This window comes from Pseudarthrobacter sp. MDT3-1 (assembly GCF_054510755.1).
Genome location: NZ_JBTNDX010000005.1, coordinates 159199 through 182769 on the forward strand (window position 1 = coordinate 159199; position 23571 = coordinate 182769).

Annotated in this window: 22 protein-coding genes, 6 tRNA genes and 1 riboswitch; of the genes, 10 read left to right on the forward strand and 18 right to left on the reverse strand. The window is 66.7% G+C overall.

Annotated elements, in window-relative coordinates; all coding sequences use genetic code 11:
- Positions 1–3 precede the first annotated feature (3 nt).
- Complete coding sequence (locus ACX80X_RS05760) at positions 4–750, forward strand: energy-coupling factor transporter transmembrane component T (RefSeq protein ID WP_252600192.1); 747 nt, start codon at positions 4–6, stop codon at positions 748–750.
- A 75-nt stretch (positions 751–825) separates the two neighbouring features.
- Positions 826–2280 (forward strand): ABC transporter ATP-binding protein, encoded by a 1455-nt coding sequence (locus ACX80X_RS05765; RefSeq protein WP_308216182.1) that lies wholly within the window; start codon positions 826–828, stop codon positions 2278–2280.
- Here the strand turns inward: ACX80X_RS05765 and ACX80X_RS05770 are convergent.
- From ACX80X_RS05770 to ACX80X_RS05810, 9 genes are all read right to left on the reverse strand, one after another.
- Positions 2266–4482, reverse strand: a complete 2217-nt coding sequence (locus tag ACX80X_RS05770) for a 3-hydroxyacyl-CoA dehydrogenase NAD-binding domain-containing protein (protein WP_252600194.1) — start codon at positions 4480–4482, stop codon at positions 2266–2268. The two genes, ACX80X_RS05765 and ACX80X_RS05770, sit on opposite strands and share 15 nt — an antisense overlap.
- Complete coding sequence (locus ACX80X_RS05775) at positions 4479–5777, reverse strand: thiolase family protein (protein ID WP_252600195.1); 1299 nt, start codon at positions 5775–5777, stop codon at positions 4479–4481. Before ACX80X_RS05775 ends, ACX80X_RS05770 begins: the two co-directional genes overlap by 4 nt.
- Positions 5778–5897: 120 nt before the next feature.
- The gene (locus tag ACX80X_RS05780; protein WP_252600196.1) at positions 5898–7226 is read right to left on the reverse strand and encodes an HRDC domain-containing protein; all 1329 of its coding nucleotides are present in this window, start codon (positions 7224–7226) and stop codon (positions 5898–5900) included.
- Positions 7227–7257: 31 nt separating this feature from the next.
- Positions 7258–7908 carry a DUF3000 domain-containing protein gene (locus ACX80X_RS05785; protein ID WP_252600197.1) on the reverse strand — a complete coding sequence of 217 codons (651 nt, stop codon included), beginning with the start codon at positions 7906–7908 and terminating at the stop codon, positions 7258–7260.
- A gap of 61 nt (positions 7909–7969) precedes the next feature.
- Positions 7970–9085, reverse strand: coding sequence for a threonine aldolase family protein (locus ACX80X_RS05790; protein ID WP_252609204.1), 1116 nt, complete (start codon positions 9083–9085; stop codon positions 7970–7972).
- 75 nt (positions 9086–9160) lie between these two features.
- Complete coding sequence (locus ACX80X_RS05795; RefSeq protein ID WP_252600198.1) at positions 9161–9925, reverse strand: SDR family oxidoreductase; 765 nt, start codon at positions 9923–9925, stop codon at positions 9161–9163.
- Positions 9922–11289, reverse strand: coding sequence for a DUF6421 family protein (locus ACX80X_RS05800; protein ID WP_252600199.1), 1368 nt, complete (start codon positions 11287–11289; stop codon positions 9922–9924). The genes ACX80X_RS05795 and ACX80X_RS05800 overlap by 4 nt, the downstream gene beginning before the upstream one ends.
- 154 nt (positions 11290–11443) lie before the next feature.
- Positions 11444–11953, reverse strand: coding sequence for a peptide-methionine (R)-S-oxide reductase MsrB (gene msrB, locus ACX80X_RS05805; protein ID WP_252600200.1), 510 nt, complete (start codon positions 11951–11953; stop codon positions 11444–11446).
- A gap of 14 nt (positions 11954–11967) precedes the next feature.
- On the reverse strand, positions 11968–12459 hold the full coding sequence (locus ACX80X_RS05810) for a hypothetical protein (protein WP_252600201.1): 492 nt from the start codon (positions 12457–12459) through the stop codon (positions 11968–11970).
- A gap of 219 nt (positions 12460–12678) precedes the next feature.
- On the opposite strand from ACX80X_RS05810, the gene ACX80X_RS05815 reads away from it, so the two are divergent.
- Positions 12679–13881 (forward strand): alpha/beta hydrolase family protein, encoded by a 1203-nt coding sequence (locus ACX80X_RS05815; RefSeq protein ID WP_252600234.1) that lies wholly within the window; start codon positions 12679–12681, stop codon positions 13879–13881.
- Here the strand turns inward: ACX80X_RS05815 and ybaK are convergent.
- Genes ybaK through ACX80X_RS05830 form a run of 3 tightly spaced genes read right to left on the reverse strand, consistent with a single transcriptional unit; the run spans position 13878 to position 15791 of the window.
- Complete coding sequence (gene ybaK / locus ACX80X_RS05820) at positions 13878–14375, reverse strand: Cys-tRNA(Pro) deacylase (protein WP_252600202.1); 498 nt, start codon at positions 14373–14375, stop codon at positions 13878–13880. The genes ACX80X_RS05815 and ybaK overlap by 4 nt on opposite strands.
- 32 nt (positions 14376–14407) lie before the next feature.
- On the reverse strand, positions 14408–14869 hold the full coding sequence (locus ACX80X_RS05825; RefSeq protein ID WP_252600203.1) for a SufE family protein: 462 nt from the start codon (positions 14867–14869) through the stop codon (positions 14408–14410).
- A 10-nt stretch (positions 14870–14879) separates the two neighbouring features.
- Positions 14880–15791 (reverse strand): sulfurtransferase, encoded by a 912-nt coding sequence (locus ACX80X_RS05830; protein WP_252600204.1) that lies wholly within the window; start codon positions 15789–15791, stop codon positions 14880–14882.
- 214 nt (positions 15792–16005) lie between these two features.
- On the opposite strand from ACX80X_RS05830, the gene zapE reads away from it, so the two are divergent.
- Positions 16006–17043 carry a cell division protein ZapE gene (zapE, locus tag ACX80X_RS05835; protein ID WP_252600205.1) on the forward strand — a complete coding sequence of 346 codons (1038 nt, stop codon included), beginning with the start codon at positions 16006–16008 and terminating at the stop codon, positions 17041–17043.
- Between the two features lie 113 nt (positions 17044–17156).
- On the opposite strand, the gene ACX80X_RS05840 is transcribed toward zapE, so the two are convergent.
- From ACX80X_RS05840 to ACX80X_RS05865, 6 genes are all read right to left on the reverse strand, one after another.
- The gene (locus tag ACX80X_RS05840) at positions 17157–17414 is read right to left on the reverse strand and encodes an antitoxin (protein ID WP_141140172.1); all 258 of its coding nucleotides are present in this window, start codon (positions 17412–17414) and stop codon (positions 17157–17159) included.
- 155 nt (positions 17415–17569) lie between these two features.
- Positions 17570–17641 (reverse strand) — tRNA-Val (locus tag ACX80X_RS05845).
- Positions 17642–17685: 44 nt separating this feature from the next.
- Positions 17686–17758: transfer RNA gene (locus ACX80X_RS05850), tRNA-Gly, on the reverse strand.
- A 58-nt stretch (positions 17759–17816) separates the two neighbouring features.
- A tRNA-Val gene (locus ACX80X_RS05855) sits at positions 17817–17891 on the reverse strand.
- A 39-nt stretch (positions 17892–17930) separates the two neighbouring features.
- Positions 17931–18001 (reverse strand) — tRNA-Cys (locus ACX80X_RS05860).
- Between the two features lie 47 nt (positions 18002–18048).
- A tRNA-Gly gene (locus ACX80X_RS05865) sits at positions 18049–18121 on the reverse strand.
- Between the two features lie 228 nt (positions 18122–18349).
- Here ACX80X_RS05865 and ACX80X_RS05870 point away from each other — a divergent pair.
- The 6 genes from ACX80X_RS05870 to rpe all read left to right on the forward strand — a co-directional run bounded on the left by ACX80X_RS05870 (position 18350) and on the right by rpe (position 23320).
- A tRNA-Val gene (locus ACX80X_RS05870) sits at positions 18350–18421 on the forward strand.
- Between the two features lie 92 nt (positions 18422–18513).
- Positions 18514–19374, forward strand: a complete 861-nt coding sequence (locus ACX80X_RS05875) for a cytochrome (protein ID WP_459309526.1) — start codon at positions 18514–18516, stop codon at positions 19372–19374.
- A 120-nt stretch (positions 19375–19494) separates the two neighbouring features.
- On the forward strand, positions 19495–20118 hold the full coding sequence (def, locus tag ACX80X_RS05880) for a peptide deformylase (RefSeq protein WP_104061991.1): 624 nt from the start codon (positions 19495–19497) through the stop codon (positions 20116–20118).
- Positions 20115–21035 carry a methionyl-tRNA formyltransferase gene (gene fmt / locus ACX80X_RS05885; protein WP_252614053.1) on the forward strand — a complete coding sequence of 307 codons (921 nt, stop codon included), beginning with the start codon at positions 20115–20117 and terminating at the stop codon, positions 21033–21035. Before def ends, fmt begins: the two co-directional genes overlap by 4 nt.
- The gene (locus ACX80X_RS05890; RefSeq protein ID WP_459311479.1) at positions 21032–22621 is read left to right on the forward strand and encodes an RsmB/NOP family class I SAM-dependent RNA methyltransferase; all 1590 of its coding nucleotides are present in this window, start codon (positions 21032–21034) and stop codon (positions 22619–22621) included. The genes fmt and ACX80X_RS05890 overlap by 4 nt, the downstream gene beginning before the upstream one ends.
- An 18-nt stretch (positions 22622–22639) precedes the next feature.
- The gene (rpe, locus tag ACX80X_RS05895; protein WP_252600235.1) at positions 22640–23320 is read left to right on the forward strand and encodes a ribulose-phosphate 3-epimerase; all 681 of its coding nucleotides are present in this window, start codon (positions 22640–22642) and stop codon (positions 23318–23320) included.
- Between the two features lie 40 nt (positions 23321–23360).
- Positions 23361–23514: riboswitch (FMN riboswitch) on the forward strand.
- The last annotated feature ends 57 nt before the right edge of the window (positions 23515–23571 follow it).

The window sequence follows — 23571 nt, forward strand, 5'->3', positions numbered from 1 at the left end:
CTGATGCGTCTGCACCCCATGACGTCGCTGGCGGCTGCCGGCAGCACTGCAGTCATCACGACGGCGGCTGCCAGCTGGCCGCTGTCCCTCACCGTGATCGCCGCGGCCGCGGGCTTGTCGGTAGCCGGGGGAGTGGCCCGCCGGATGCTGCCGGCGGTGGCGGTCATCCTGGCTCCGCTGGTCCTGCCACTGCTGGCCATGCACGGACTCTTTTTTCCGGAGGGCACCACGGTCCTGGTGCGGTGGGGCCCTGCGCGGGTCACCGTGGAAGGGCTTCATTTTGCCCTCGAGCGGGCTGCGCAGCTTTCCGCGGCGGTGCTGGTGCTGCTGCTATGTTCCTTCACCATAAGTGTCCCGGACCTGGTGGCTGCCCTGTCCGCCCGCGGCGTCCACGCGCGGTTCGCGTTTGTGCTCGCCTCCACCCTGACACTGCTGCCGGCCATCAGTTCACGGCTGGGGCGCATCCGGCAGGCCCAGGAAGCGCGTGGCCTGGTGATCAGGCCTGGAATTGTCGGGCGCGCAGGCGCGTTCCGGTGGCAGGCGGTGCCCCTGGTGCTGTCCCTCGTGGAGGAAGCCGGCACCCGCGCGGCAGCCTTACAGGCCCGCGGGTTCGGCAGCGCCGGGCAACACACCAGTTACCGGGCGGTCCAGGATTCTCCGATCCAGCGGTGGGTTCGCCTCGTGCTGGTGTTGGCGGCGGTGGCGGCCATCGCCGCCCGCCTCTGGCAGCCGACGGCGGGTGCTTCTTAAGTGGCGCAAGGCTCACCTCCGGCCCTGGCAGCGGGTATCGAAGAATTTGTCTTCTCCGGCGAGCAGGAACCGGTTATGGCTGGCCTCGACGTGGCCTTCGCCGCGGGATCGCTGACAGCCGTGCTCGGCGGATCCGGCAGCGGCAAGTCGACGCTGGGACGCCTGCTCGCCGGCTGGTTGCTGCCCGGCGACGGCGGGACACTCACGGGTTTTCTCGAGCTTGCTGGCACGCGGCTCCGGTTCACCGGAACAGCCGCCGATCCGCGGATCGATCCCGGGAGCTGGGGCCGCCAGGTGGGCTTTGTGCCGCAGGATCCCTCCGCCGCCCTGTCCACGGTCCGTGCCACGGTGGCCGAGGAGCTGGCGTTCGGGCTGGAAAACGCGGGGATTGACCGTGCGACGATGGCCGGCGCCGTCCGGCACGCGGCAGCACTGACCGGCCTGACCCGGCTGCTGAACCGGGATCCTGCCACGCTTTCCGGTGGCCAGCTGCGCCGCCTGGCCATCGGTTGCGCGGTCATTGCCCGCCCCGCGGTTCTCATCCTGGACGAACCCTTCGCCTCCCTCGACACGGACGGAGCCGAAGACCTTGCTGCCCTGGTGCGGAAACTCGTCCAGGACGGCACCGCCGTCGTGATCCTGAGCCAGCGGGCCGATGCCTTCCTGCACAACGCCGGTACCTGGCTGGTCCTTGCCGGCGGTACCGTGGCCGCGGCTGGCACGCCGGCAGAAGTCGTGGCTGCCGGGGCGCTGGAACTGGCGGGAGTGGTCCGCCCCCGTCCAGATACAGGTCCCCGGCCGCTGGCAGAAGCCGGCTTTCCACCCGTCGTCGACGGTCCGCCGGCTTTGGAGCTGCGTGACGTCTCGTTCACGTACCGGGGGACACAGCGCAGAGGCTGGTTCAGGGCACAACCGGGCCCGCCGGCTGACCCGGTCCTGCACGGACTCAGCCTGACCGTCAGCGCGGGCGAGATCCTGGCGGTGACAGGTCCCAACGGCGCCGGAAAGTCGACGCTGCTGAGGCACCTCAACGGTTTGCTCCAACCAACAGCAGGCAGCGTGCTGGTGAAGGGTCGGAACATCGGCGGACAGCCCGCGGGACGGGTGTCCGGTGACGTGGGGCTGCTTTTCCAGCAGCCCAGGGACCAGCTGTTTGAGCGGACCGTGGAACGGGAAGTCCGCTTCGGACTCGAGCGTGGGCAGCTGGCGGCTGACCAGGCGGTGCGGCAGGCCCTCGCCGCCGTTGGCCTGGAGCACCTTGCCGGGCGGCACCCGGCCGAACTGCCCGCGTCCCAGCAGCGGCTTCTGGCACTGGCCACAGTGCTTGCCCGGCGTCCCCCAGTCCTTGCCCTGGACGAACCGACCGTTTCCCTGGACGGCCATGGGCTGGCCGCGCTGGACCGGGTGGTGCGCAGCACGACGGCGGAGGGCACCGCCGTCGTGCTGGTCACCCACGACCTGGACTACGCCCGGTCCATCGCGCACCGGCTGGTGCGGATCGAGGCCGGCCGCCTGCTACCCGCGGACTGATTCCGGGGTGGCTGCATCCGGGCTGACCGATTCGGAGGACTGACCCGTCAGGCCCGACGCGACGCCCGGCGCCAGGAAGCGCCTGCCGTTGACCCGTTCGGAGGCGCCAACACGGTCCAGGTACGGCGTGATGCCGCCCAGGAACATCGGCCAGCCAGCGCCGAGGATCATGCAGAGGTCGATGTCTTCAGGACCGGCCACTACGCCCTCATCCAGCATCAGCCCGATCTCCTCGGCGAGGGCGTCCTGCACACGGCGCAGCACGTCGTCCCCGGTGGACGGTGACGTGCCGAAGGACATCAGCGACAGGGTGGACTCCGGGATCTCCTGGGAGCCGTCGGCCGCCGGGGCCCAGAGCGATTTCACGCCGTTCTCGATCAGTTTCTGCAGGTTCGTGGACACAGCGAAGCGGTCTCCGAAAGCGGCGTGGAGGGACTCCTGGACATGCTGGGCAACCGGCAGGCCCACCATGGCACCCAGCGTGAACGGCGTCATCGGCAGGCCCATGGGACGCAGCGACGTGTCGGCGACCTCGGCAGGGGTGCCTTCGTCGAACGCGGCCGTCACTTCGCCCATCAGCCGCAGCAGGATCCTGTTGACCACAAAGGCCGGCGCATCCTTGACCAGCACCGCGGTCTTCTTCAGGCCCTTGGCCAGCTCAAAAGCGGTGGCCAGCACGGCGTCGTCGGTCTTGGGTGCCCGCACGATTTCGAGCAGCGGCATCACGGCCACCGGGTTGAAGAAGTGGAAGCCAACCAGCCGTTCCGGGTGCGCGAGGTCTTCGGCCATGGCCGTGACGGACAGCGAGGACGTGTTGGTGGCGAGGATGCATTCCGGCGAGACGATTGCCTCCACCTCGGCGAAGACCTGCTTCTTGACGTTCAGCTCTTCGAAGACAGCCTCAATGACAAAGTCCGCGTCCACGAAGGCCTCCTTGGAGACCGATCCCGTGACCAGTGCCCTGGTGCGGTTGGCTGCGTCCTGGCTGATCCGTTTCTTGCCGAGGAGCCTGTCCACCTCGGCGTGGACGTAGCCCACGCCCTTGTCCACACGGGCCTGGTCGATGTCCGTCATCACCACGGGGACCTTGAGCTGGCGGGCGAACAAAAGGGCCAGCTGGCTGGCCATGAGGCCCGCCCCCACGACGCCGATCTTGGTGACCGGACGGGCGAGCTTACGGTCCGGTGCGCCCGCAGGCCGCTTGGAACGCTTCTGGACCAAATCCAGGAACGCGTAGACCGTAGCGCGGAACTCGTCTGTCTGCATCAGACCGGCGAGGGTTTCGCACTCGAAGGCGGCCGATTCGGCCTGGGACATGGTCCGGTTGGCGTCGAGGATGTCCAGGACCTTGGCCGGCGCAGGCGAGGCATTGGAGGTCTTGGCCTCCACGAACGTCCGGCCGGCGGCGACTGCTGCGGACCAGCGCCCGGCAACGGCGGGATCAGCGGGATCCACGGCGTTGGCCCGTGCCGGGACCACCTCGCCGGTGATGACGGTGGCCGCCCAGGCGAGGGACTGTTCCAGGAAGTCTGCCGGTTCGAACAGGGCGTCGGCGATACCGAGCTGGAAGGCCTGCGGCCCGTTGAGCGTCCGGTTGTTGCTGAGCGGGTTCTCGATCATCACCTTGACCGCGTTCTCGGGTCCGATCAGGCGCGGCAGGATGTAGACGCCGCCCCAGCCGGGGACCAGGCCGATGAAGGCCTCGGGAAGCGCCAGCGCGCCGGCGCCGGTGGACACCGTGCGGTAGGTGGACTGCAGGGCGATCTCCAGGCCGCCGCCCAGGGCAACGCCGTTGATGAACGCGAAGCTGGGAACGCCGAGGTTAGCCAGCGTGGCATAAACGTCATGCCCGAGCTGGGCCATCCACAGGCCATGATCGCGATTCTCCAGCGACTTCACCGCGGACAGGTCGGCGCCGGCCACGAGGAAGTACGGTTTGCCCGTCACGCCCACACCCACGATCTCGCCGCGTGCCGCACGCTCCTTCAGGCCCTCCAGGACGGTGCCCAGCTCCACCAGGGTATTGGGTCCCAGCGTGGTGGGTTTGGAGTGGTCCAGGCCGTTGTCCAGGGTGATCAGCACGAACACTCCGGGGCTCTGCTGGCTGGGGGCGGCAGGCAGCTTGATGTCCTGGACGTACGAGTGGGTCACGGTTTCGTCGGGGAAGAGCTCGGCAAGCTTGGTGAAATCGGCGGCGCTCATGCTGCGGCTCCTTCGGTGGTGGCTACTGAGTTTGCTTCCTGGACGACTGCTGCGACGGCGCCGCTGTAATCTGTGTATTTCGAGTGACGCGGGTTTTCCCAGATGACGGTGGCGCCCATGCCCAAGCCTATGCACATGGTGGTGATCCCGTACCGGACCGAGGGATCTTCTTCGAACTGCCGCGCGAGCTGGTTCATCAGCCTGACCCCGGAGGAGGCGAGGGGGTGGCCCACTGCGATGGCGCCGCCGTACCGGTTCACGCGGGGGTCGTCGTCGGAAATTCCGAAGTGGTCCAGGAAACTCAGGACCTGCACGGCAAAGGCTTCATTGATCTCGAAGAGTCCGATGTCCTCAATGCTGAGGCCGGCGTTCTTCAGTGCTTTTTCGGTGGCGGGCACGGGGCCGATGCCCATGACCTCCGGTTCGACGCCGGCGTAGGCGTAGCTGACCAGCCGCATCTTGACCGGCAGGCCCAGTTCCGCGGCAGCTTCCGAGGACGCCAGGACGGCGGCCGTGGCGCCGTCGTTCAGGCCGGCGGCGTTGCCTGCCGTCACGCGGCCGTGGGCGCGGAAGGGAGTCCGCAGGGCCGCCAGGTCCTCGAGCGTGGTGCCCGGCCGGGGCGGTTCATCAACGCTGTTCACCGTCCAGCCCTGTCCCGGCTTCAGGGTAGCGACCGGAACGAGGTCAGGCTGGATCTGGCCCTGGGCGTATGCGGCTGCGAGCTTGTCCTGCGAGGCGACCGCGTAGGCGTCTGTGCGTTCCTTGGTGATGGCGGGAAAACGGTCGTGCAGGTTTTCGGCCGTGTTGCCCATGTTCAGGGCGGCAGGGTCAACCAGCCGCTCGGACATAAAGCGCGGGTTCGGATCGGCGCCGGAGCCCATCGGGTGGTTGCCCATGTGCTCCACACCGCCGGCGATGACGACGTCGTAGGCGCCGAAGCCGATGCCGCTCGCCGTTGTGGTCACCGCGGTCATGGCGCCGGCGCACATACGGTCGATGGCGAATCCGGGGACAGTGCGGGGGAGCCCTGCCAGGAGGGCGGCCGTGCGGCCGAGGGTCAGGCCCTGGTCGCCGGTCTGGGTGGTGGCGGCAACAGCGACTTCATCGATCCGGGCCGCGGGCAGGGTGGGGTTGCGGCGGAGAAGTTCGCGGATGCACTTCACCATCAGGTCATCGGCGCGGGTTCCGGCGTAGATGCCTTTCTCGCCGGCCCGGCCGAAGGGTGTGCGGACGCCGTCAACAAAAACGACGTCGCGGACAGTTCGCGGGGATCCGCTGCTTCCGTGGTGGCTCACGTTTACTCCTCATCGAGACGTTGGCGCCGTCCGGAGGCCAAAGGGCAGCACTCGGCAGGACGGCAGTGCACACTATGTTACTCGTCAGTAACATAGTGTGCAAGGCTCGGTGAGGGGCGTTTACTCGGTGGCTGCGGTTGCCTTGGTTTCCTTGGCCGGCAGAGGTTGCGGGTTGAGGAACGCGTCCGTGAGAAGTGGTGCCACCACGCCGATCTGCCATTCGCGGGCACCGAGGGCGCGCAGCTCGGCGGCTACTGTTTCTTCGGTTATGCCCGACGGCGGACGCCACGCCACGCGGCGCAGGTAGTCCGGCGTCAGCAGATTCTCCACGGGAAGGTTCAGTTCCTCCGCTTTCTCCTGCAGGAGCGGACGGGCGGTGGACAGGCGTGCGGCGGCCTCGGGGTCCCGATCGGACCACACCCGCGGCGGGGGCGGTGCGTTGGTGGGCAGGTGCAGCGGCGGAAGGTCCTCAAGATCGCGGGCAGCGGCGATGCACCGGAGCCACCGGGGTGCCTCACGCTGAGCCGCACGGCCATGGAAGCCCTTGGTGCCGAGCAGCTGGGGAACGGTGGACGGCATGGCCTTGGCGGCGGACACCAGGGCGGAATCTGGGATCAGCCGTCCCGGTGCCACATCGCGCTTCTGCGCCAGGGAATCGCGCTCCAGCCACATTTCGCGGACCGCGGCCAGCTGGCGCCGGTCGCGGATCTGGTGCAGGCCCGACGTCTTGCGCCAGGGGTCAACCCGGGGAGGCGCGACGCCGGCGGCAAGGATTGCGGCAAATTCCTGCTCGGCGTATTCCAGCTTGCCGTCGGCCTGCAGCAGTTCGATGAGTTCTTCGCGCAGCTCGGTCAGGACTTCCACGTCCAGGGCGGCGTAGCGCAGCCACGGCTCGGGCAGCGGCCGCGTGGACCAATCGGCGGCCGAATGTTCCTTCGCCAGGCCAAACCCGAGCAGCTGTTCGATGACGGCGGCCAGGCCAACGCGTGGCAGGCCGGCCAGCCGTGCGGCGAGCTCCGTATCGAAGAGCCTGTCCGGCCACATGCCCAGCTCCAGCAGGCAGGGCAGGTCCTGGCTGGCTGCATGCAGGATCCATTCCACCCCCTGGAGCGCATCGTTGATGATGGACAGGTTCTCGAACGGTTCAGGATCGATCAGCCAGGTACCTGAGCCTTCGCGCCGGATCTGCACCAGGAACGCGCGCTGGCCGTACCGGAATCCTGAGGCCCGTTCTGCATCAACCCCTGCGGGCCCTGTGCCGGCGGCGATGGCTGCCGCGCACCGCTCCAGCCCGGACTGCGTTTCGATAACCAGCGGCACGCCGTCGCGCGGTGCGTCGAGGTCAATGACTACGGGGACCTGGCTGTCGAAGCCTTCCACCGTGATGTGGGGAGTGGTATCAGCAGCCGGAGCGCCGGCCGTGGTGTTTTCCGGAATGTGAGGGGTCATGATGCCTTCAGTTTACCGACACGGGGCAGTCCTAGTTCCGGCGCCGGCGCGGAAGGGCCGTGACGCCGTCGGGCAGAGGGGGGAGTCCGGCGAACGTACAGACCATGTCTGACCATGCTTCCAGATGGGCGGTGACGTCCGACGACGCCGGAGTCCAGGAAGCGCGCAGCTCGATATCGATCGACCCGGGCCGGTCGGAAAGTGTTCCAAAACTCTCCGATAGGACGCGGGTGGCGGTCCCGCCGGCCGCCCGGTAGGGGGCCTTGTGATTCTCCAGGGCCTCCACGAGCCAGGTCCAAGCGACGGTGCCCAGCATTTCGTCATTGCCCATTTCGGGCTCAAGCTGGGCCCGAATGTAGGTGACAATCCGGAATTCGCCGTCCCAGACTGCTGAGCCTTCCGGGTCGTGCAGCAGGATGAAGCGGCCCGTGGCCAACTCGGTGTCGTCGTCGTCCTCGGTGCCGGACGCCGCGGCCAGGGCCATGGCGGCGGGCCCGTGGACCGGTGTGGTGCCGCTGCCCGGTCCGGGCGCCATGACCTCGGCCCCGAGCGCCACGGCGAACGGTGCCAGGCGCGCCGGGGCGGGAATTTCCGCCAGGCGCAGTTCACTGCGGCATTGGGCCTTCCTGAGGGTTCCCAAGGCGTGGAGAAATTCCGGGGGAACCTGGGCTAGTGCGTTCACCTTCGCAGATTACGCAACAGCAGGGGGGAGGCAGTGCAGGCTCGCCGTCGGCCGGCCCATGCTATCCGGCCTCCTTGCCCGCGTGATGGGCCGCAAGTTCCCTTCGGATCGCGGCCACAAAGGCGTCGACATCATCCTCACTGGTGTCGAAGGAGCACATCCAGCGGACCTCGCGGGCGGCTTCATCCCAGTCGTAGAACCGGAAGGACTCCCGCAGGCGGTCAGCTATGCCAGCCGGCAGGACGGCAAACACACCGTTGGACTCCGTCTTCTGCGTGGGCTCCACACCCTCGATCGAGTCCACCGCGGCGCGGAGGCGTGCGGCCATGGCGTTGGCGTGCGACGCCGAACGGAGCCACAGGTCGCCTTCCAACAGGGCGATGAACTGGGCCGACAGGAAGCGCATTTTCGAGGCAAGCTGCATGTTCATCTTGCGCAGGAACTTCAGGCCGTGGGCCGCTTCGGGGTTCAGGGCCACAACCACTTCGCCGTACAGCAGCCCGTTTTTGGTGCCGCCGAAGGAGAGGATGTCCACGCCGGCGTCGCGGGTGAAGGCCCGCAACGGCACGTTTAGGTGCGCGGCGGCGTTGGCCAGCCGCGCGCCGTCCATGTGGAGTTTCATGCCCTTGGCGTGGGCATGATCGGCGATGGCCCGGACCTCATCCGGGGTGTAGCAGGTGCCAAGCTCGGTGGTCTGGGTGATGGACACTGCCAGCGGCTGTGCCCGGTGTTCATCGCCCCAGCCCCACGCCTCGCGGTCAATCAGCTCCGGCGTCAGCTTGCCGTCCTGGGTGGGGACATGCAGGAGTTTGATCCCGCCAATCCGTTCCGGAGCGCCGTTTTCGTCCATATTGATGTGCGCCGTCGAAGCGCACACCACAGCCCCCCAGCGCGGGAGCAGCGACTGCAGGGAAAGCACGTTGGCCCCGGTGCCGTTGAACACCGGGAAGCATTCGATGCCGGTGCCGAAGTGCTCCTCCATCAGCTCCTGCAGCCGTGTTGTGTAGTCGTCCTCGCCGTAGGACACCTGGTGGCCCTCGTTGGCAGCCGCGAGGGCGGCCAGGACCTCCGGGTGAACACCCGAGTAGTTGTCCGACGCGAAACCGCGGACGGACGCGTCATGCAGCCGGGCGGCGGGATTTTCAACCCGAGGGGCGGCATCTGCCGTTGTTGTCATTGCTTTGCTCACGTTCTCAGTCTAGGGAGGTTGGGTCCGGCCGGTCCGGGGCCAGCCTGTCAGCGGAATTTGCGGTCAGGGGGTCAGGAGCAGGCGCTGGCCGTTCAGTTCGGCTGCCGGGCGGCTGAACAGCCCGACGACGGCGGCGGCCAGGTCCTCAACGTCGGTGGCGCCGGGGAAGGTCCGTTCCGGGTGCGCCTTCCGGAGTTCCGCGTCCACCAGAGCTTTCACCACCAGGACGACGGCGGCGCCGCGCAAGGCGGTGCCCTCATCCGCAGCCCCGCGGGCCAGGCCCTCCGCCATCGCCAGGGTCCAGGTCTCGGCGGCGGCCTTCGCCGCCACGTAGCTGGCCGTCGCCGCCGTGGGCTTGTCCACCGCGGTGGAGGACACCACGGCAAACCTTCCGGTTCCGGCGGCGGCCAGGTCGGTGTAAAAGACCCGGGACACATTCCTGAGCGTCGTGACGGCGCCGCGCTCCAGGAAGTCCCAGTCGGCGTCACTTTGGTCCGTGATGCCCTTGGCGCCGCGCCAGCCGCCGACGAGGTGGATGACTCCGTCCACGCGCCCGGCGGTTTCGGCCAGAAGGGTCTTCCGGAGGGCCTGGACGTCGGCGAGATCCGCAAGATCGCACACCAGGGGAGTGACGCCCTCGCCCGCCCGCCTCGCCGCAGCGTCGATGCGCGTCCTGTCCGCGCCAACCGTGAAGACCCGGAACCCCGCCTGGTGCAAGGCCCCGGCCACCGCGATCCCGGACGGTCCGCTGCCGCCGGTGACCAGGACGTTCAGCCCGGGGGCATGGTCCGGAACAGGAGCCACCGGCGGTGCGTCGGTTTCGCTCACAGCGCGGACGCTGCGGTGATGCCGGCGGTGGATTCGATGACTGGACGCATTTTCTTCTCCAAGGCTTCGTAGAACATGGACAGCGGAAATTCGTCGTCCAGCACCTGGTCGGTGAGGCCGCGGGGCGGACCGGCGACGGGAAGCGCGTCGGGGCCCTTGGCCCAGACTGATGCGGGGTTGGGCGTAACCGTGGCGGAGATCAGCTGGTACGCGGCAAGCCAATGGGCCATCTTCGGCCGGTCAATGGAACGCCAGTAGAGCTCGTCGATCGAGGCGCCGAGGCCGATCACCGCGTCCGCCACCTGGTCCCAGTCGATGCTGAGCCGGCTGTCGGTCCAGTGCAGGACGTGGTGCTGATGCAGCCAGGCGAAGAGCAACTGTCCGCCGAGCCCGTCGTAGTTGCGCACCCGGTTGCCGGTGATCGCGAAGCGGAAGATCCGGTCGAAGATGATGGCGTACTGCACCAGTTTCGCGTGCCGGCGTGCTTCCGGCCCGGCGTCTTCGTCCTGTTCGATCCGGACGGATTCACGGAAGGCTGTGAGGTCGCAGCGCAGTTCTTCCAGCGAATACAGGAAGTAGGGCATCCGCTGCTTGATCATGAACGGGTCAAAGGGCAGGTCCCCGCGCATGTGGGTCCGGTCATGGATCAGGTCCCACATCACAAACGTGGCCTCGGTCAGTTCCTGGTCGGCCAGGAGTTCCGCGGCGCCCGCGGGCAGGTCCAGGGAGGTGATGTCTGCCGCCGCGCGCAGGACCCGGCGGAACCGGGCAGCTTCCCGGTCCGCAAAAATAGCGCCCCAGGTGAACGTGGGTGTCGCCCGGACGGCCACGGTTTCGGGGAACAGCACCGCCGAGTTGGTGTTGTAGCCGCGGGTGAAGTCCAGGAACCGGATGGGCACAAAGAGCTTGTTGGAATAGTCCCCGGCCTCAAGGCCGGCCACAAAATCGGGCCAGATGACCTCGATCAGTACGGCCTCCACGAGCCGGCTGCTGCTTCCGTTCTGGGTGTACATGGGGAAGATGACAACATGCTGCAGGCCGTCCTGGCGCTGCAGCTGGGGCTGGAACGCCAGCAGCGATGCGAGGAAGTCCGGGACGGCGAATCCAGCCGTGGCCCACGCCTGGAAATCAGCGACGACGGCGTCAAGGTAGGCCGCGTCGTGCGGGAACAGCGGTGCCAGTTCGGCAAGCGACTCCGTGATGGCGGCAACCTGCAGGGCTGCCTCGGCGTGATGGCCGGCATCAGGCACGGAGCCGTCCTGGACCTGCAGTGCCTGCAGGGATTCGGCGGCGCTCCTGAGGCGGAGCCAGGCGGGATTTTCGGCGGTGATCCTCGTAGGGGCCACGGTCACGGTGACGGTCATGGTGTGACTGCCTTTCTCATTGCTTGGGGCATCTACGGCGAGCGTAGCAAGCAACCAGAGTCTCTAATTCAAATCGAGCCTGAGCATAAGATACTCTCGGGCTCGAGGCGCCTCGCGGCTCCGCCAGATGTAGGCGGAGCCACGGCTGGCGGACTCAGGACTTCGTGGATTCTTCCCCCGCAGCGCCGCGCGGCACCAGTTTCAGGGACACCGAATTGATGCAGAAGCGCTGGTCCGTGGGCGTGCCGTAGCCCTCACCCTCAAATACGTGGCCCAGGTGTGAATCACAGTGCGCGCACCGTACCTCCACCCGCTTCATGCCGAGCGTCCGGTCGTGGATGTAACGGACGGTGCCCTCGGCGAGCGGTGCCCAGAAGGATGGCCAGCCACAATGCGAGTCGAATTTTTCGTTGCTCCGGAAGAGCTCGGTGCCACAGGCACGGCATTGGTAGACACCCTCCGTATGGGTGTCCACGTACTCGCCGGTGAAGGGGCGCTCCGTACCCGCCTGCCGCAACACGTGGTACTCCTCCGGCGTGAGTTCCTGCCGCCACTCGGCGTCGGATTTCCGGTAGGCGGGTTCCGCAGCGACGGCGTCGGCAGCCGGAACGGGGACGGAATCCGTGGCCTTGTTCTCGAAGATGCTCTTACCAAAGATGCTCATAGTCAGCTCAACGCTCAGGAGTCGCCGATAAATCCCGAACCGGCATACAGGTGGAGCACGGGGAGCCCCAACTGGTCCTGGGCTTTGTTGGCCCAGTCCGTGTGGAACGTATCCGCAACTGCGTGGGGACGGGTGATCACCACTGCCTGGGCTGCGCCGAGTTCCTTGACCTTGGCAACGAGGCCTTTAACGGCCCCGCCGTCCACTACCTCGCCCGTTACCCCTGCGCCCAGCCCCTCCAAGGCGGCAAGCGAGACGGACAGTGTCTCTGCAGCCTCGGCCCGTTCAACGGTGGGGTCCGGGGCGTGGGCGGTCAGTTCGCGGAACGCCTTAGCAACGTCCAGCAGGGAGAGATTCTCAAGGAAATCCACCAGCAGATGCCGTTCAGTGTTCCCTGGAACCAGCAGGACAAGGGGAGTGTCCTGCCCGTCCACCAGGCGTTCTATGTTGACGCGGTCGTCCGCGCCCAGGGGTTCTTCGGTCAGGATGACGATTGGATCGCTCATGGCATCAGCCTAGTCGTGCGCACCGGCGCCTGCATCCATTTGGGCCGCACGGTGCACGCGGTGTCATGAGCGCGGCGTCCCCGGGGCCGGCAGAATTCCGATGCCACGTGCCGGACGGAATATGGTCAACCCGTCTGCGGCAGTAAGAATGGTTCCATGGCACCTTCCACGCGCACCTCCACGTTGACGGCGGCAGTTCCGACCCAGGCCGACGGCCGTATGTCGCTGCGCGCCAAATGGGCGCTCGGCGGCGTCATTGGCGGCGGGGCCCTTGCCGGCCTGCTGGCCACCGGCTCCTCCGCGCTGGCGCTCTATTTTGCCCGGCGTGTGATCACTCCCGTCCGGCAGCGGACGGCGGACCAGGAAGTCCTCGCCGTGCTCCGGGAAGGGGGCGGCCGCCAGGTCATCCTGACAGCCACTCCAGAGACCACGGTGGAGGGTGTCTATGGGTTGTTTTTCGACGGCGGGAAGGGGCACGCCCGGATCGGGCGGATTGTGTCCTATTCGCCGGCGGACGGCACGGTCCTGCGCGAAGTGGAAGCCGTCTATGCCGGCGATCTTGATACGGCCCGCCGCGGATGGTGGAGCGGTGCGCTCTACCCGGATCCCGCCACCGCCGGCTTTGCGGCGGAGGACGTGCAGATCGACGTCGACGGCGGCACGGCACCGGCGTGGCTGGTCCGGGCCGGCGGGACGTCCCGGACCTGGGCAATCATGGTTCACGGCCGCGGGGCAACCCGCCAGGAGGCTCTCCGGGCGGTCAGCCCAGCCCTCGAACTGGGGCTCACCAGCCTGCTTGTCTCGTACCGGAACGACGGGTTGGCGCCATCGGCCGAGGACGGCCGGTACGGCCTGGGATCCACGGAATGGCACGACATAGAGGCCGCCATCGAGTTCGCCCTGGCCAACGGCGCCGAGGAAATTGTTCTCTTCGGCTGGTCCATGGGCGGCGCCATCTGCCTGCAGACGGCCGATCTCTCGCCGAACCGTCACCTGATCCGGGCCATGGTCCTGGACGCGCCCGTCATCAACTGGGTCAATGTGCTGGCCCACCATGCGCAGATCAACCGCATACCGTCCCTCGTTGGCCGCTACGGGCAACTGATGCTGGGCCACCCCGTGGGCCGCAGGCTCACCGGCCTGGCAGCACCCGTGGACCTCAAAGCCATGGACTGGGTGGCGCGCGCCGTGGAAGTCCGGACGCCCACCCTGATCATCCACAGCGTTGATGACGAGTACGTTCCCTATGAACCCTCCGCCCTTCTGGCGGAGCGGAATCCGGACATGGTCACGTTCGAAACGTTCAACCACGCCAGGCACACCAAGGAATGGAATGTCGATCCCGAACGCTGGGAGAACCTGATCAAGGCGTGGCTCCGGCCGCAGTTGGCTCCGCGGCTCAACCCAGGGCAGCACCGCTAAAGTGTGCGCGTGCCGATGGCGGCTGTCACCGCGGACGTCAGCCGGATGAGGTCAGCCGGTGCAAGCTCAACGTCCAGGCCGCGTTTGCCACCGGAAACCAGCATCGTCCCCAGATTGAGGGCGCTGCTGTCCACCACCGTGGGCGATGACTGGCGCTGGCCCAACGGCGAGATCCCGCCCAGGACGTAGCCGGTGCGGCGTTCAGCAGCCGCAGGGTCTGCCATCGAAGCCTTCCTGGCGCCCAGGGCGGCCGCGAATGCCTTCAGGTCAAGGCTTCCGCTGACCGGCACAACCGCCACGGCCAGCCGCCCTTCCACTTCCACCATGAGGGTTTTGAAGACCGACTCCGGAGCGATGCCCAGGGCTTCGGCGGCTTCTGTGCCGTAGCTGGCCGCGGAAGGATCGTGGGCATACGGATGCAGCACAAACGGAACGCCGGCAGCAGCCAGGGCGGCTGTGGCCGGCGTTCCGTTTGAAGAACTCTTGCGTCCCAAAGCGTTCAGTTTCCTGTTAGGAGGTCAGCTGATCAGGACGCAAGCCGGGACGTAGCGGCGACCTTGCGTTTGATCCGTCCCAGCATGGCGGTCATGCCACGCATCCGCAGTGGCGTGATGGCCCGCGTCAGGCCCAGCAGCTCCGGCATATCGTCCGGCACCGCCAGGATTTCAGCGGCGCTGAGTCCGTCGAGCCCCTCGTGGAGCACGCCAGCGAAACCCCGCGTGGTGGGGGCTTCCGGTGGCGCCTTGAAGTAGAGCCGAACGGCGTCGGCCGGGCCGGCGTCGTTCTTTTCCGTTTCAATCGTCAGGAACAGCGGCGACTGGCATTCCACCACCTGCTCCAGGAGCTCGGGGTGGTCCTTCAGCCGGTCAGGCAACTCCGGCAGTTCGCGCGAGAACTCAAGCAGCAGCTGAAGCCGATCGGGTTCGGTCAGGGCCTGGAAGTCATCGACGATTTCCGCCAATGCGGCGGGCAGGTCATGTGTAGTCATCTGTTCCAGTTTACGCCGGGACCGTGCCGCGTTCCGTGCCCTTGGCGATGGGAACACGGACGGCGTTGCCCCACTCGGTCCAGGAGCCGTCGTAGTTCCGGACAGTGTCAAAGCCCAGCAGGTACTTGAGCGCGAACCAGGTGTGGCTGGAACGCTCGCCGATGCGGCAGTAGGCCACCACGTCATCGCCGGCGGTCAGCCCGGCCTCGCCCAGGTAGAGGGCCTCGAGCTCTTCCCGGCTGCGGTACGTTCCGTCCGGCGCAGCGGCGCGCGCCCAGGGGATGGATGCTGCCGTGGGAATGTGGCCGCCGCGGAGCGCTCCTTCCTCCGGGTAGGCCGGCATGTGGGTCCGCTGGCCGGTGTATTCCTCGGGGGAGCGGACGTCAATGAGCGGCTTGCCGAAGTGTGCCAGCACATCTTCCTTGAACGCGCGGATGGGGGCGTCGTTGCGCTCCACCACCGGGTAGTCGCCGGGCGTCGGGGAGGTCCGCTCCGTGGTCAGGTCGCGGCCTTCGGCGATCCACTTGTCCCGGCCGCCGTCGAGCAGCCGGACATCCTCGTGGCCGAACAGCGTAAAGACCCAGAGCGCATAGGCGGCCCACCAGTTGGACTTGTCGCCATAGATGACCACGGTGGTGTCGCGCGAGATGCCCTTGGCGGCGGCCAGGGCGGCAAACGCCTCGCCGCCCACGTAATCGCGGGTCACGTCATCGTTGAGGTCCGTGTGCCAGTCGATCTTGACTGATCCGGGGATATGGCCGGTCTCGTAGAGGAGGACGTCCTCGTCGGATTCGACCACGACAAGGTTTCCGTCCGCCAAGGCGCCGCTTTGGAGGGCGGCTGCGAGCCATTCGGTGGACACCAGGCGCTCCGGGCTGGCGTAGGCGGCGAACTTCTCGTTCTGTTCAACTGCGTAGGACATGGTGATGGCCTTTCACTGAGACACACGGCGGATGCTGTAGAAGGAAAACCTGCCTCCCACACTAGCCACGGCCGGCCGCCCTGTCCGCCTCTTTGTTAACAGTGGGAAATATGGCCTTCGTCACGCCGGGGCCCTTGCCGGCGCCATCGCGGGGGAGGCCAGTGCCATTGCCGGTATTCTTTCTGGGGACAACCCACCAGCAGAACGGACCACCTTGGTACAGATCGAACAGCTTGCCGCCCGCACTCCGGCGGTTTCGGTGGATGAGCTCCTCAAGGGTTTCTATCCGTCCGCACGGTTCGGCCAGGTCTCCTTTGCCAGCTACCGGCCGGACCCGAACCAGCCGTCCCAGGCGGCGGCGGTCAAGGGGCTGGAAGGGTTCGCCGGGGGAGTTGGAGCAGGCGACGGCGATGGCCTGTTCAAGAAGTTCTTCACCAAGAAGGTCGCTACCAGGGCGGGGATCTACCTCGACGGAGGATTCGGCGTCGGCAAAACCCACCTGCTGGCCTCGCTGTGGCATGCCGCCCCGGGCCCCAAGGCCTTCGGCACGTTTGTGGAATACACCAACCTCGTGGGCGCCCTTTCCTTCCGCAAAACTGTTGAGGCACTGAGCCACTACAAGCTGGTGTGCATCGACGAATTTGAGCTGGATGATCCGGGTGACACCGTGCTGATGTCCCGTTTGATGCGTGAACTGGCCGACGCCGGCGTCAAGCTGGCTGCCACGTCCAACACGCTGCCGGGTTCGCTGGGCGACGGCCGCTTTGCCGCCGTCGACTTTGCCCGTGAAATCCAGGTCCTGGCGGACCAGTTCGACGTCATCAGGATCGACGGCGAGGACTTCCGCCACCGTGGGCTGCCCGCCGCCCCGGCACCGCTGAAGAACAGCCAGCTCGCCGCACAGATGAAGGCCGAGTTCGACGGCAAGACCGTGGCAGAGGACGAATTCAGTTCACTGATCGGCCACCTGGCCGGTGTCCACCCGAGCCGCTACCGGCAGCTCATCGACGGCATCGACGGCGTTGTGTGGCGCAACGTGGAGACCATCACCGAACAGGCCGTGGCGCTTCGCTTCGTTGTGTTGGCGGACCGCCTGTACGACAAGGATGTGCCCATCCTGGCCAGCGGCGTCCCCTTCGACAAGCTCTTCACGGACGAGATGATGCACGGCGGGTACACCAAGAAGTACTTCCGTGCGGTGTCCCGCCTGACTGCACTCGCCCGCGAGGGCCAGAACCACGAGCCGTCCTAGGCATCGGCCGGGGAAGCCGGACCATCAGTTAAACGCCAAAGGCGCGGGTGCCACCTCCCGGCGGGACCCGCGCCCCCTTGACGTGCTAGGGCAGTGCCCTGGCCAAATCCTTGTTACGGAGCCTTATCAACCGGCGGAACCGGGTTGACTGGCGGAGTCTGCTCGGTGGCAGGCGCTACGCCGGGTGTTCCGTCGTTCTTGTCAACGAGCTTGGAAGCGCCCTCCTGGACTTTGTCCACGTGACCGGTGTACTTACCGCCAGTCTTTGAGTCGACGAAATCGCCGGCTTTCGTGATGCCGTCCTTGATGGCCTGCTCGTTGCCGCGGATGAGACCCTGAGCCTTGCCCTTAAGATCGTCAATCAGTCCCACGAGCACCTCCCTTCAATCGCGGAGCCAGTTCGCTCCTCCGCAACCGATCCTAGCCCTGTCTGCCGGGCGTGCCAAGGTGCTGTGACAAATGTTGTAAAGTCCGTGCGGCGTATCCGGGCAATAAAAAAGCAGCTCACGGGGAGCTGCTGTGTGTGTGGGCGATACTGGGATCGAACCAGTGACCTCTTCCGTGTCAGGGAAGCGCGCTACCGCTGCGCCAATCGCCCGGAACCGGAAGGCCGGCCATTTCGGATTTATTACTGGGGTAGAGAGCGGACGACGAGATTCGAACTCGCGACATCCACCTTGGCAAGGTGGTGCTCTACCAGCTGAGCTACGTCCGCGTATGAAGTACACCCTGGCCGGTGGCCAGAAGTACTGCATGAAGCAAGTTTCCTTGCTTGGTGGGCGATACTGGGATCGAACCAGTGACCTCTTCCGTGTCAGGGAAGCGCGCTACCGCTGCGCCAATCGCCCATTTCGTCCGGCGTGAACCGGAATCCATGGTTTTCACCGAGGTGGGTACGGGATTCGAACCCGTGTGAACGGCTTTGCAGGCCGCTGCCTCGCCTCTCGGCCAACCCACCGTGTAAGCTCCGATTCCGAAAAACCTTAGCCGTGACAGTGTCCTGCGAGCGGACGACGAGATTCGAACTCGCGACATCCACCTTGGCAAGGTGGTGCTCTACCAGCTGAGCTACGTCCGCATTTGGGCCGCTGAATCCGTGCCGTTTCGGGCATTTCCTCGCGTTCCAACGAGTAAGAACTCTATAGGAGGTTCAGGGAATCTCCAAATCGAACGTGCTTCAACGGCGGCAATGCCCCTGGATCCCTGCAATCTAGGGGATTTTTCTAATTACAGGCGTGTAATTCGAGCGGCGTCCCGTCTCGATTTCCATAAACCCCGCCCGGTCGGCTAGCATTCAAAGGCATCGGGGCGATTGGCGCAGTGGTAGCGCGCTTCGTTCACACCGAAGAGGTCACTGGTTCGAACCCAGTATCGCCCACCGAGGAATCTGGTCCGTTTCCGCTCAGCCGAGCGGAAACGGACCTTTTTTGTGCCCGCCATTCTGTCAGCCCCTTGTGAAAGAGTCTTTGTATGACTGATCCACTCCTTGCCCACGCCACGGAATACGGCCGCATGTATGCGCGGTCCACCTCCGAACAGTTCTCCGTTCCGTCAATCACCACCGTCATTGGCCAGCAGCCGCACGGCCTGGACGGCTGGTTCGGTTACATGGGCGCCAGCAGCCTGGCGAAGGATCCGTTGCTTGCCGATTGCCTGGGCAGCCCGGCGAAAATCCGTCAGGCCGTCAACCGGGCCTCAAAAGCAGCAGAACTGTATCGCGACGAGGCCGCCAGACGCGGCGACCGCGTCCATAATTACTGCGAGCAGGTTGCACTCCGCGCCCTGGGCCGGCCCCACGCCATGAAGGAAACCCGCGAGGCATTGGCGGCCAACGGAGAGGAAGGCTTTGCCCTGCGGTTCGATGAGTGGTGGGACCTCTACCGCGTAGAGCCCATCGCACCGGAAATTACCGTCTGGAACAAGTCAGTGGGCTACGCCGGGACGCTGGACCTCGTGGCCAAAATCAACGGCCGGATCTGCGTCATTGATTACAAGACCAAGGGCACCACACGGGATGGCACCGTCAAGCCGCTGGATGACAAGGTGGTCATGCAACTGGTGGCCGGCATGAAGGCCGAAGAAAGCCTGGTGGATGCCGTGGCAGGGGAATGGGAGCCCTGGAAGTACGGCGAGGCCCCGCTGCTGCTGGCTGTGGCCATTGGCGAGACGGAAGTCCGTCCGGTCCGCGCCAACCCCGACGTCCTCAAGCACCACTGGTGGAAGTTCTGCGCCCTGCGCCGGGTCTGGGAACTGTCCGCCGATACGCTCGCCGCCGGGTCTGCGCTTCTTCCGGTGGCTCCGCCCGTCTCCGTGCAGGCCCGCAGCGCCTAGCGGAGCACGCGTGCCGGAACTTCGCATGCCTGGAGTCCGGCTGCCCAGTCCCGGGACCGGTGCCCCTGCACCTAAACTGGATAGGTTCGCCATAACGCCCACCGTGAGGAAAGACAGCACATGGCCATTCTGAATATCCGCATCATCGGTGATCCTGTGCTCCGCACAGTGGCTGATCCCGTGACGGAATTCGGTCCTGAGCTCGCCAAGCTGGTTGCGGACATGACGGAAACCATGGAGGACGTGGATGGCGCCGGCCTCGCGGCCCCCCAGATTGGCGTCAGCCAGCGGGTCTTCACCTACCGGATTGACGGCGTGGAGGGCCACATCATCAATCCGGTCCTGGAAAACAGCGAGGACTTCCAGGCGGACCAGGTTGAGGGTTGCCTGTCCATTCCGGGCCTGGCGTTCCCGGTCCGCCGCTTCCGCGCCACACGCGCCACCGGTGTTGACCTGAATGGGAATCCTGTCGCGGTGGAGGGGGAAGGCCTGCTGGCCCGTTGCTTCCAGCACGAGACGGACCACCTGGACGGCATCCTCTACACCGACAGGCTGGAAGGCGAGGACCGGAAAACGGCCCTGCGTTCCATCCGCAATGCCAACTATGACGCCATCACGGAACGCACGACGACGAAGCGAGCCAAGACGGTCGGGTCCAGTTTCGGGGGCTCGAGCGTTGGAGGCGCGAACTCTGGGAGCGCCAGCCCTGGCCAGGCCAGCTTCGGCGGCGGCGCCACCACATGAGGGTACTTTTTGCCGGCACCCCCGCCGTGGCCGTCCCGTCCCTTGATGCCCTCGTTGGGGCCGGCTTTGAGATCGTTGCCGTCCTGACCCGTCCCGACGCGCCGATAGGGCGCAAACGGGTGCTGACGCCGTCGCCCGTTGCAGCCCGCGCCGCCGAGCTGGGAATCAACATCATCCACGCCACCCGCGTGGACGAGGCCGTGACGGCGAAAATCGCCGCGGCCAAGCCGGACGTGGCCGCCATCGTGGCCTACGGCGGCCTGATTCCGCGCCCCGCCCTTGATGTTCCCCCGCATGGTTGGATCAACCTGCACTTTTCCCTGCTGCCCGCATGGCGTGGCGCTGCCCCCGTGCAGCGGTCCGTGATGGCCGGCGACGACGTCACCGGGGCAGTCACTTTCCTGTTGGAAGAAGGGCTGGACACCGGCCCGGTCTTCGGAACGCTGACCGAGGGCGTTGGCCCGGAGGACACCGCCGGAGCGCTGCTGGAGCGGCTGTCCCGCAGCGGGGCCGTGCTCCTTGCCCAGACGCTGTCCGCCGTGGAAGCCGGGAGGGCAGCTGCACAGCCGCAGGTCGGCGACGTTTCACTGGCCCCCAAGCTGACCATCGATGACGGCCGGCTCGACTGGAAGCAGCCCGCCCTGGCGATCGGCAGGCGCGCCCGCGGCGTGACTCCCGAGCCCGGCGCCTGGACCACTCTGGACGGACAGCGCGTCAAACTCGAACCTGTCCGGCTCCGGCCAAGTGACACTGACCTGCAACCCGGCGCAGTATTCCTCGACGGGAAGAGCGTCCTGGTGGGCACCGGATCCCACGCCGTGGAGCTGACGAGGATCCAGCCTTCGGGCAAAAAGATGATGGCCGCCGCCGATTGGGCGCGTGGCATGGCAACACTGGAAAGCGTGGTCTTCGAATGAGCGAATCCGGCGGTAATGCAGGCGGCACGGGCGGCAGCGGAAGCGGCGCCCCGGGCGGCGGACGCGGCAACAGCGGACGGGGCAAGGGCGGGCCGAGGGATTCCAGCCAGCGCAACGCCCAGGGCCGCGAACGCAACCGCCCCTCCCAGCGGAGCTTCACCGAAAACGCTCCTGCGCAGCGGACCCGCCGGGCGGACCCCGCGCGGCTGGTGGCTTTTGAAGTCCTGCGCGCGGTAGCCGCCGAGGACGCCTACGCCAACCTGGTGCTCCCGTCCCGCATCCGCCATCACGGCCTGGACAAGCGCGACGCCGGCTTCGCCACCGAGCTCAGCTACGGGGCCCTGCGTGGCCAGGGCACGTACGATGCCATCCTGGCCCGCTGCGTTGACCGGCCGCTGGACCAGCTTGACCCTGCCATTCTCGACGCCCTGCGGATCGGCACCCATCAGCTGCTGGCCATGCGTGTCCCGGCCCACGCCGCCCTGGACCAGACCGTTGGCCTGGCCCGCGCCGTCATCGGTGCCGGCCCCTCCGCCCTGATCAATGCGGTGCTGCGGAAGGTCACGGCGCACACGCTGGAGGAATGGCTTGAGGTCCTCGTCGCCGGTGAAAGCGACGAAACCACCATCGCGTCCCTCCGGTACGCCCATCCCGAATGGATTGTCCGGGCCATGCGCCAGTCCTTGGTGGCCCACGGGCGGTCAGCCACCGAAATCAACGACCTGCTGGAAGCCGATAACGAAGCTCCGGTGGTCAACCTGGTGGCCTTGCCCGGCCTGGGCAGCCTGGATGAAGCCCTGGAGGGCGGGGCGACCCCCGGTGAACTCGTTGAAGGCTCGGCGCTCTCCAGCGGCGGAGACCTGGGCCGCCTCGCCTCCATACGGGAAGGCAGTACGCGCGTCCAGGATGTCGGCTCCCAGCTGGTGGCCCGCGCCATGGCGGCAGTGGACCTCGATCCCACCGACGGCACTGGAGCAGAACGCAGGAACGAAACCTGGCTGGACCTGTGCGCCGGCCCCGGTGGCAAGGCGGCCCTGCTGGGCGCGCTGGCCAACGCCCAGGGCGCCACGCTGCTCGCCAATGAACCTGCGCCGCACCGTGCCAAACTCGTCAGCCAGGCCCTGTCCGCCGTGCCCCGGGACGTCTGGCGCGTCCGGACCGGCGATGGCCGCGACGTGGGCACTGAGCAGCCGGAGTCCTTTGACCGTGTCTTGGTGGACGTCCCCTGCAGCGGGCTGGGTGCCCTGCGCCGCAGGCCGGAGTCCCGCTGGCGCCGCACCCCCAAGGACCTCGCGGACCTGGGACCGCTGCAGCGCGCCCTGTTGAAATCGGCGCTGGAGGCCGTCCGCCCCGGCGGAGTGGTTGCCTATGTCACCTGTTCACCCCACCCGGCCGAAACCACGGCAGTGGTCAGCGATGCCCTCCGGAAGCGGGATGACCTGGAGCTGCTGGACGCCGGTGCCGTGCTGGACAGCGTGAGCCTGACCGGGAACCTGGGCGCAGGCCACGATTCCACGGCGCAACTCTGGCCGCACATCCACAGCACCGATGCCATGTTCCTGGCCCTCATCCGGAAGAAAGCCTGACCCGTGAAAGGTTCCCCCATGCCGCAGTGCTGCATCAACCCCAGCATCCTGTCCGCCGACTTCGTCAACCTCGAAGCCGAACTGCAGCGCATCAGCAACGCTGACGCCGTGCACGTGGATGTTATGGACAACCACTTTGTCCCCAACCTCACCTTGGGCTTGCCCGTGGTCCAACGGATCCAGGCGGTCAGCCCGGTACCGCTGGACGCCCATCTGATGATCTCCGACGCCGACCGCTGGGCGCCGGGGTTCGCAGACGCCGGGCTGGCATCCGTGACCTTCCACGCTGAGGCCTCCATTGCACCGGTCAAACTGGCCCGCGAACTGAGGGCCCGGGGCTCCAAGGCCGGCATGGCGCTGCGCCCGGCCACTGCCGTGGAGCCCTACCTGGACATGCTCGAGGAACTGGACATGCTCCTGATCATGACTGTGGAGCCGGGGTTCGGTGGCCAGGCGTTCCTGGACTTCACCCTGCCCAAGATCCGCAGGGCACGGGCAGCCATTGACGGCTCCGGAATCAATGTCGCTCTCCAGGTGGACGGCGGCATTACCGAGGAAACCATTTTGCGGGCGGCCGAAGCAGGCGCGAACGTCTTTGTGGCGGGTTCGGCTGTTTACGGCGCGGAGGACCCGGCTGCAGCCATTGGACGGCTCCGCGAAGCCGGCAGCATAAAGTTACGTGCTGCGTCCGCGGAATAGTCTGGGCCACCTTGTGGTTATGGCACAATAGCAACACACAATACGTGCTCCGGGGTCGGTGTAAGTCCGAACCGGCGGTGATAGTCCGCGACCCGCGAGCCGGCGCTTTCCCCTTCAGGGAAGGAACCGGCGGACGGTTGAACTGGTGAAATTCCGGTACCGACAGTTAAAGTCTGGATGAGAGAAGCACGTACAGCTGTATCTGCGGCGCCCTTTGGCGCTGCGGTCTTCTGCTGTCGTATACCCCCGGA

Excerpts from the sequence above, each read along its gene's own strand:
- ACX80X_RS05790 (WP_252609204.1), bottom strand. The coding sequence starts at position 9,085 with ATGACAACAACGGCAGATGCCGCCCCTCGGGTTGAAAATCCCGCCGCC.
- ACX80X_RS05810 (WP_252600201.1), bottom strand. The coding sequence starts at position 12,459 with ATGAGCGATCCAATCGTCATCCTGACCGAAGAACCCCTGGGCGCGGAC.
- rpe (WP_252600235.1), top strand. The coding sequence starts at position 22,640 with ATGCCGCAGTGCTGCATCAACCCCAGCATCCTGTCCGCCGACTTCGTC.
- ACX80X_RS05780 (WP_252600196.1), bottom strand. The coding sequence starts at position 7,226 with ATGACCCCTCACATTCCGGAAAACACCACGGCCGGCGCTCCGGCTGCT.
- ACX80X_RS05825 (WP_252600203.1), bottom strand. The coding sequence starts at position 14,869 with ATGACTACACATGACCTGCCCGCCGCATTGGCGGAAATCGTCGATGAC.
- ACX80X_RS05800 (WP_252600199.1), bottom strand. The coding sequence starts at position 11,289 with ATGACCGTCACCGTGACCGTGGCCCCTACGAGGATCACCGCCGAAAAT.
- msrB (WP_252600200.1), bottom strand. The coding sequence starts at position 11,953 with ATGAGCATCTTTGGTAAGAGCATCTTCGAGAACAAGGCCACGGATTCC.
- ACX80X_RS05815 (WP_252600234.1), top strand. The coding sequence starts at position 12,679 with ATGTCGCTGCGCGCCAAATGGGCGCTCGGCGGCGTCATTGGCGGCGGG.
- ACX80X_RS05890 (WP_459311479.1), top strand. The coding sequence starts at position 21,032 with ATGAGCGAATCCGGCGGTAATGCAGGCGGCACGGGCGGCAGCGGAAGC.
- ACX80X_RS05830 (WP_252600204.1), bottom strand. The coding sequence starts at position 15,791 with ATGTCCTACGCAGTTGAACAGAACGAGAAGTTCGCCGCCTACGCCAGC.
- fmt (WP_252614053.1), top strand. The coding sequence starts at position 20,115 with ATGAGGGTACTTTTTGCCGGCACCCCCGCCGTGGCCGTCCCGTCCCTT.
- ACX80X_RS05770 (WP_252600194.1), bottom strand. The coding sequence starts at position 4,482 with ATGAGCGCCGCCGATTTCACCAAGCTTGCCGAGCTCTTCCCCGACGAA.
- ACX80X_RS05760 (WP_252600192.1), top strand. The coding sequence starts at position 4 with ATGCGTCTGCACCCCATGACGTCGCTGGCGGCTGCCGGCAGCACTGCA.
- ACX80X_RS05875 (WP_459309526.1), top strand. The coding sequence starts at position 18,514 with ATGACTGATCCACTCCTTGCCCACGCCACGGAATACGGCCGCATGTAT.
- def (WP_104061991.1), top strand. The coding sequence starts at position 19,495 with ATGGCCATTCTGAATATCCGCATCATCGGTGATCCTGTGCTCCGCACA.
- ACX80X_RS05765 (WP_308216182.1), top strand. The coding sequence starts at position 826 with ATGGCTGGCCTCGACGTGGCCTTCGCCGCGGGATCGCTGACAGCCGTG.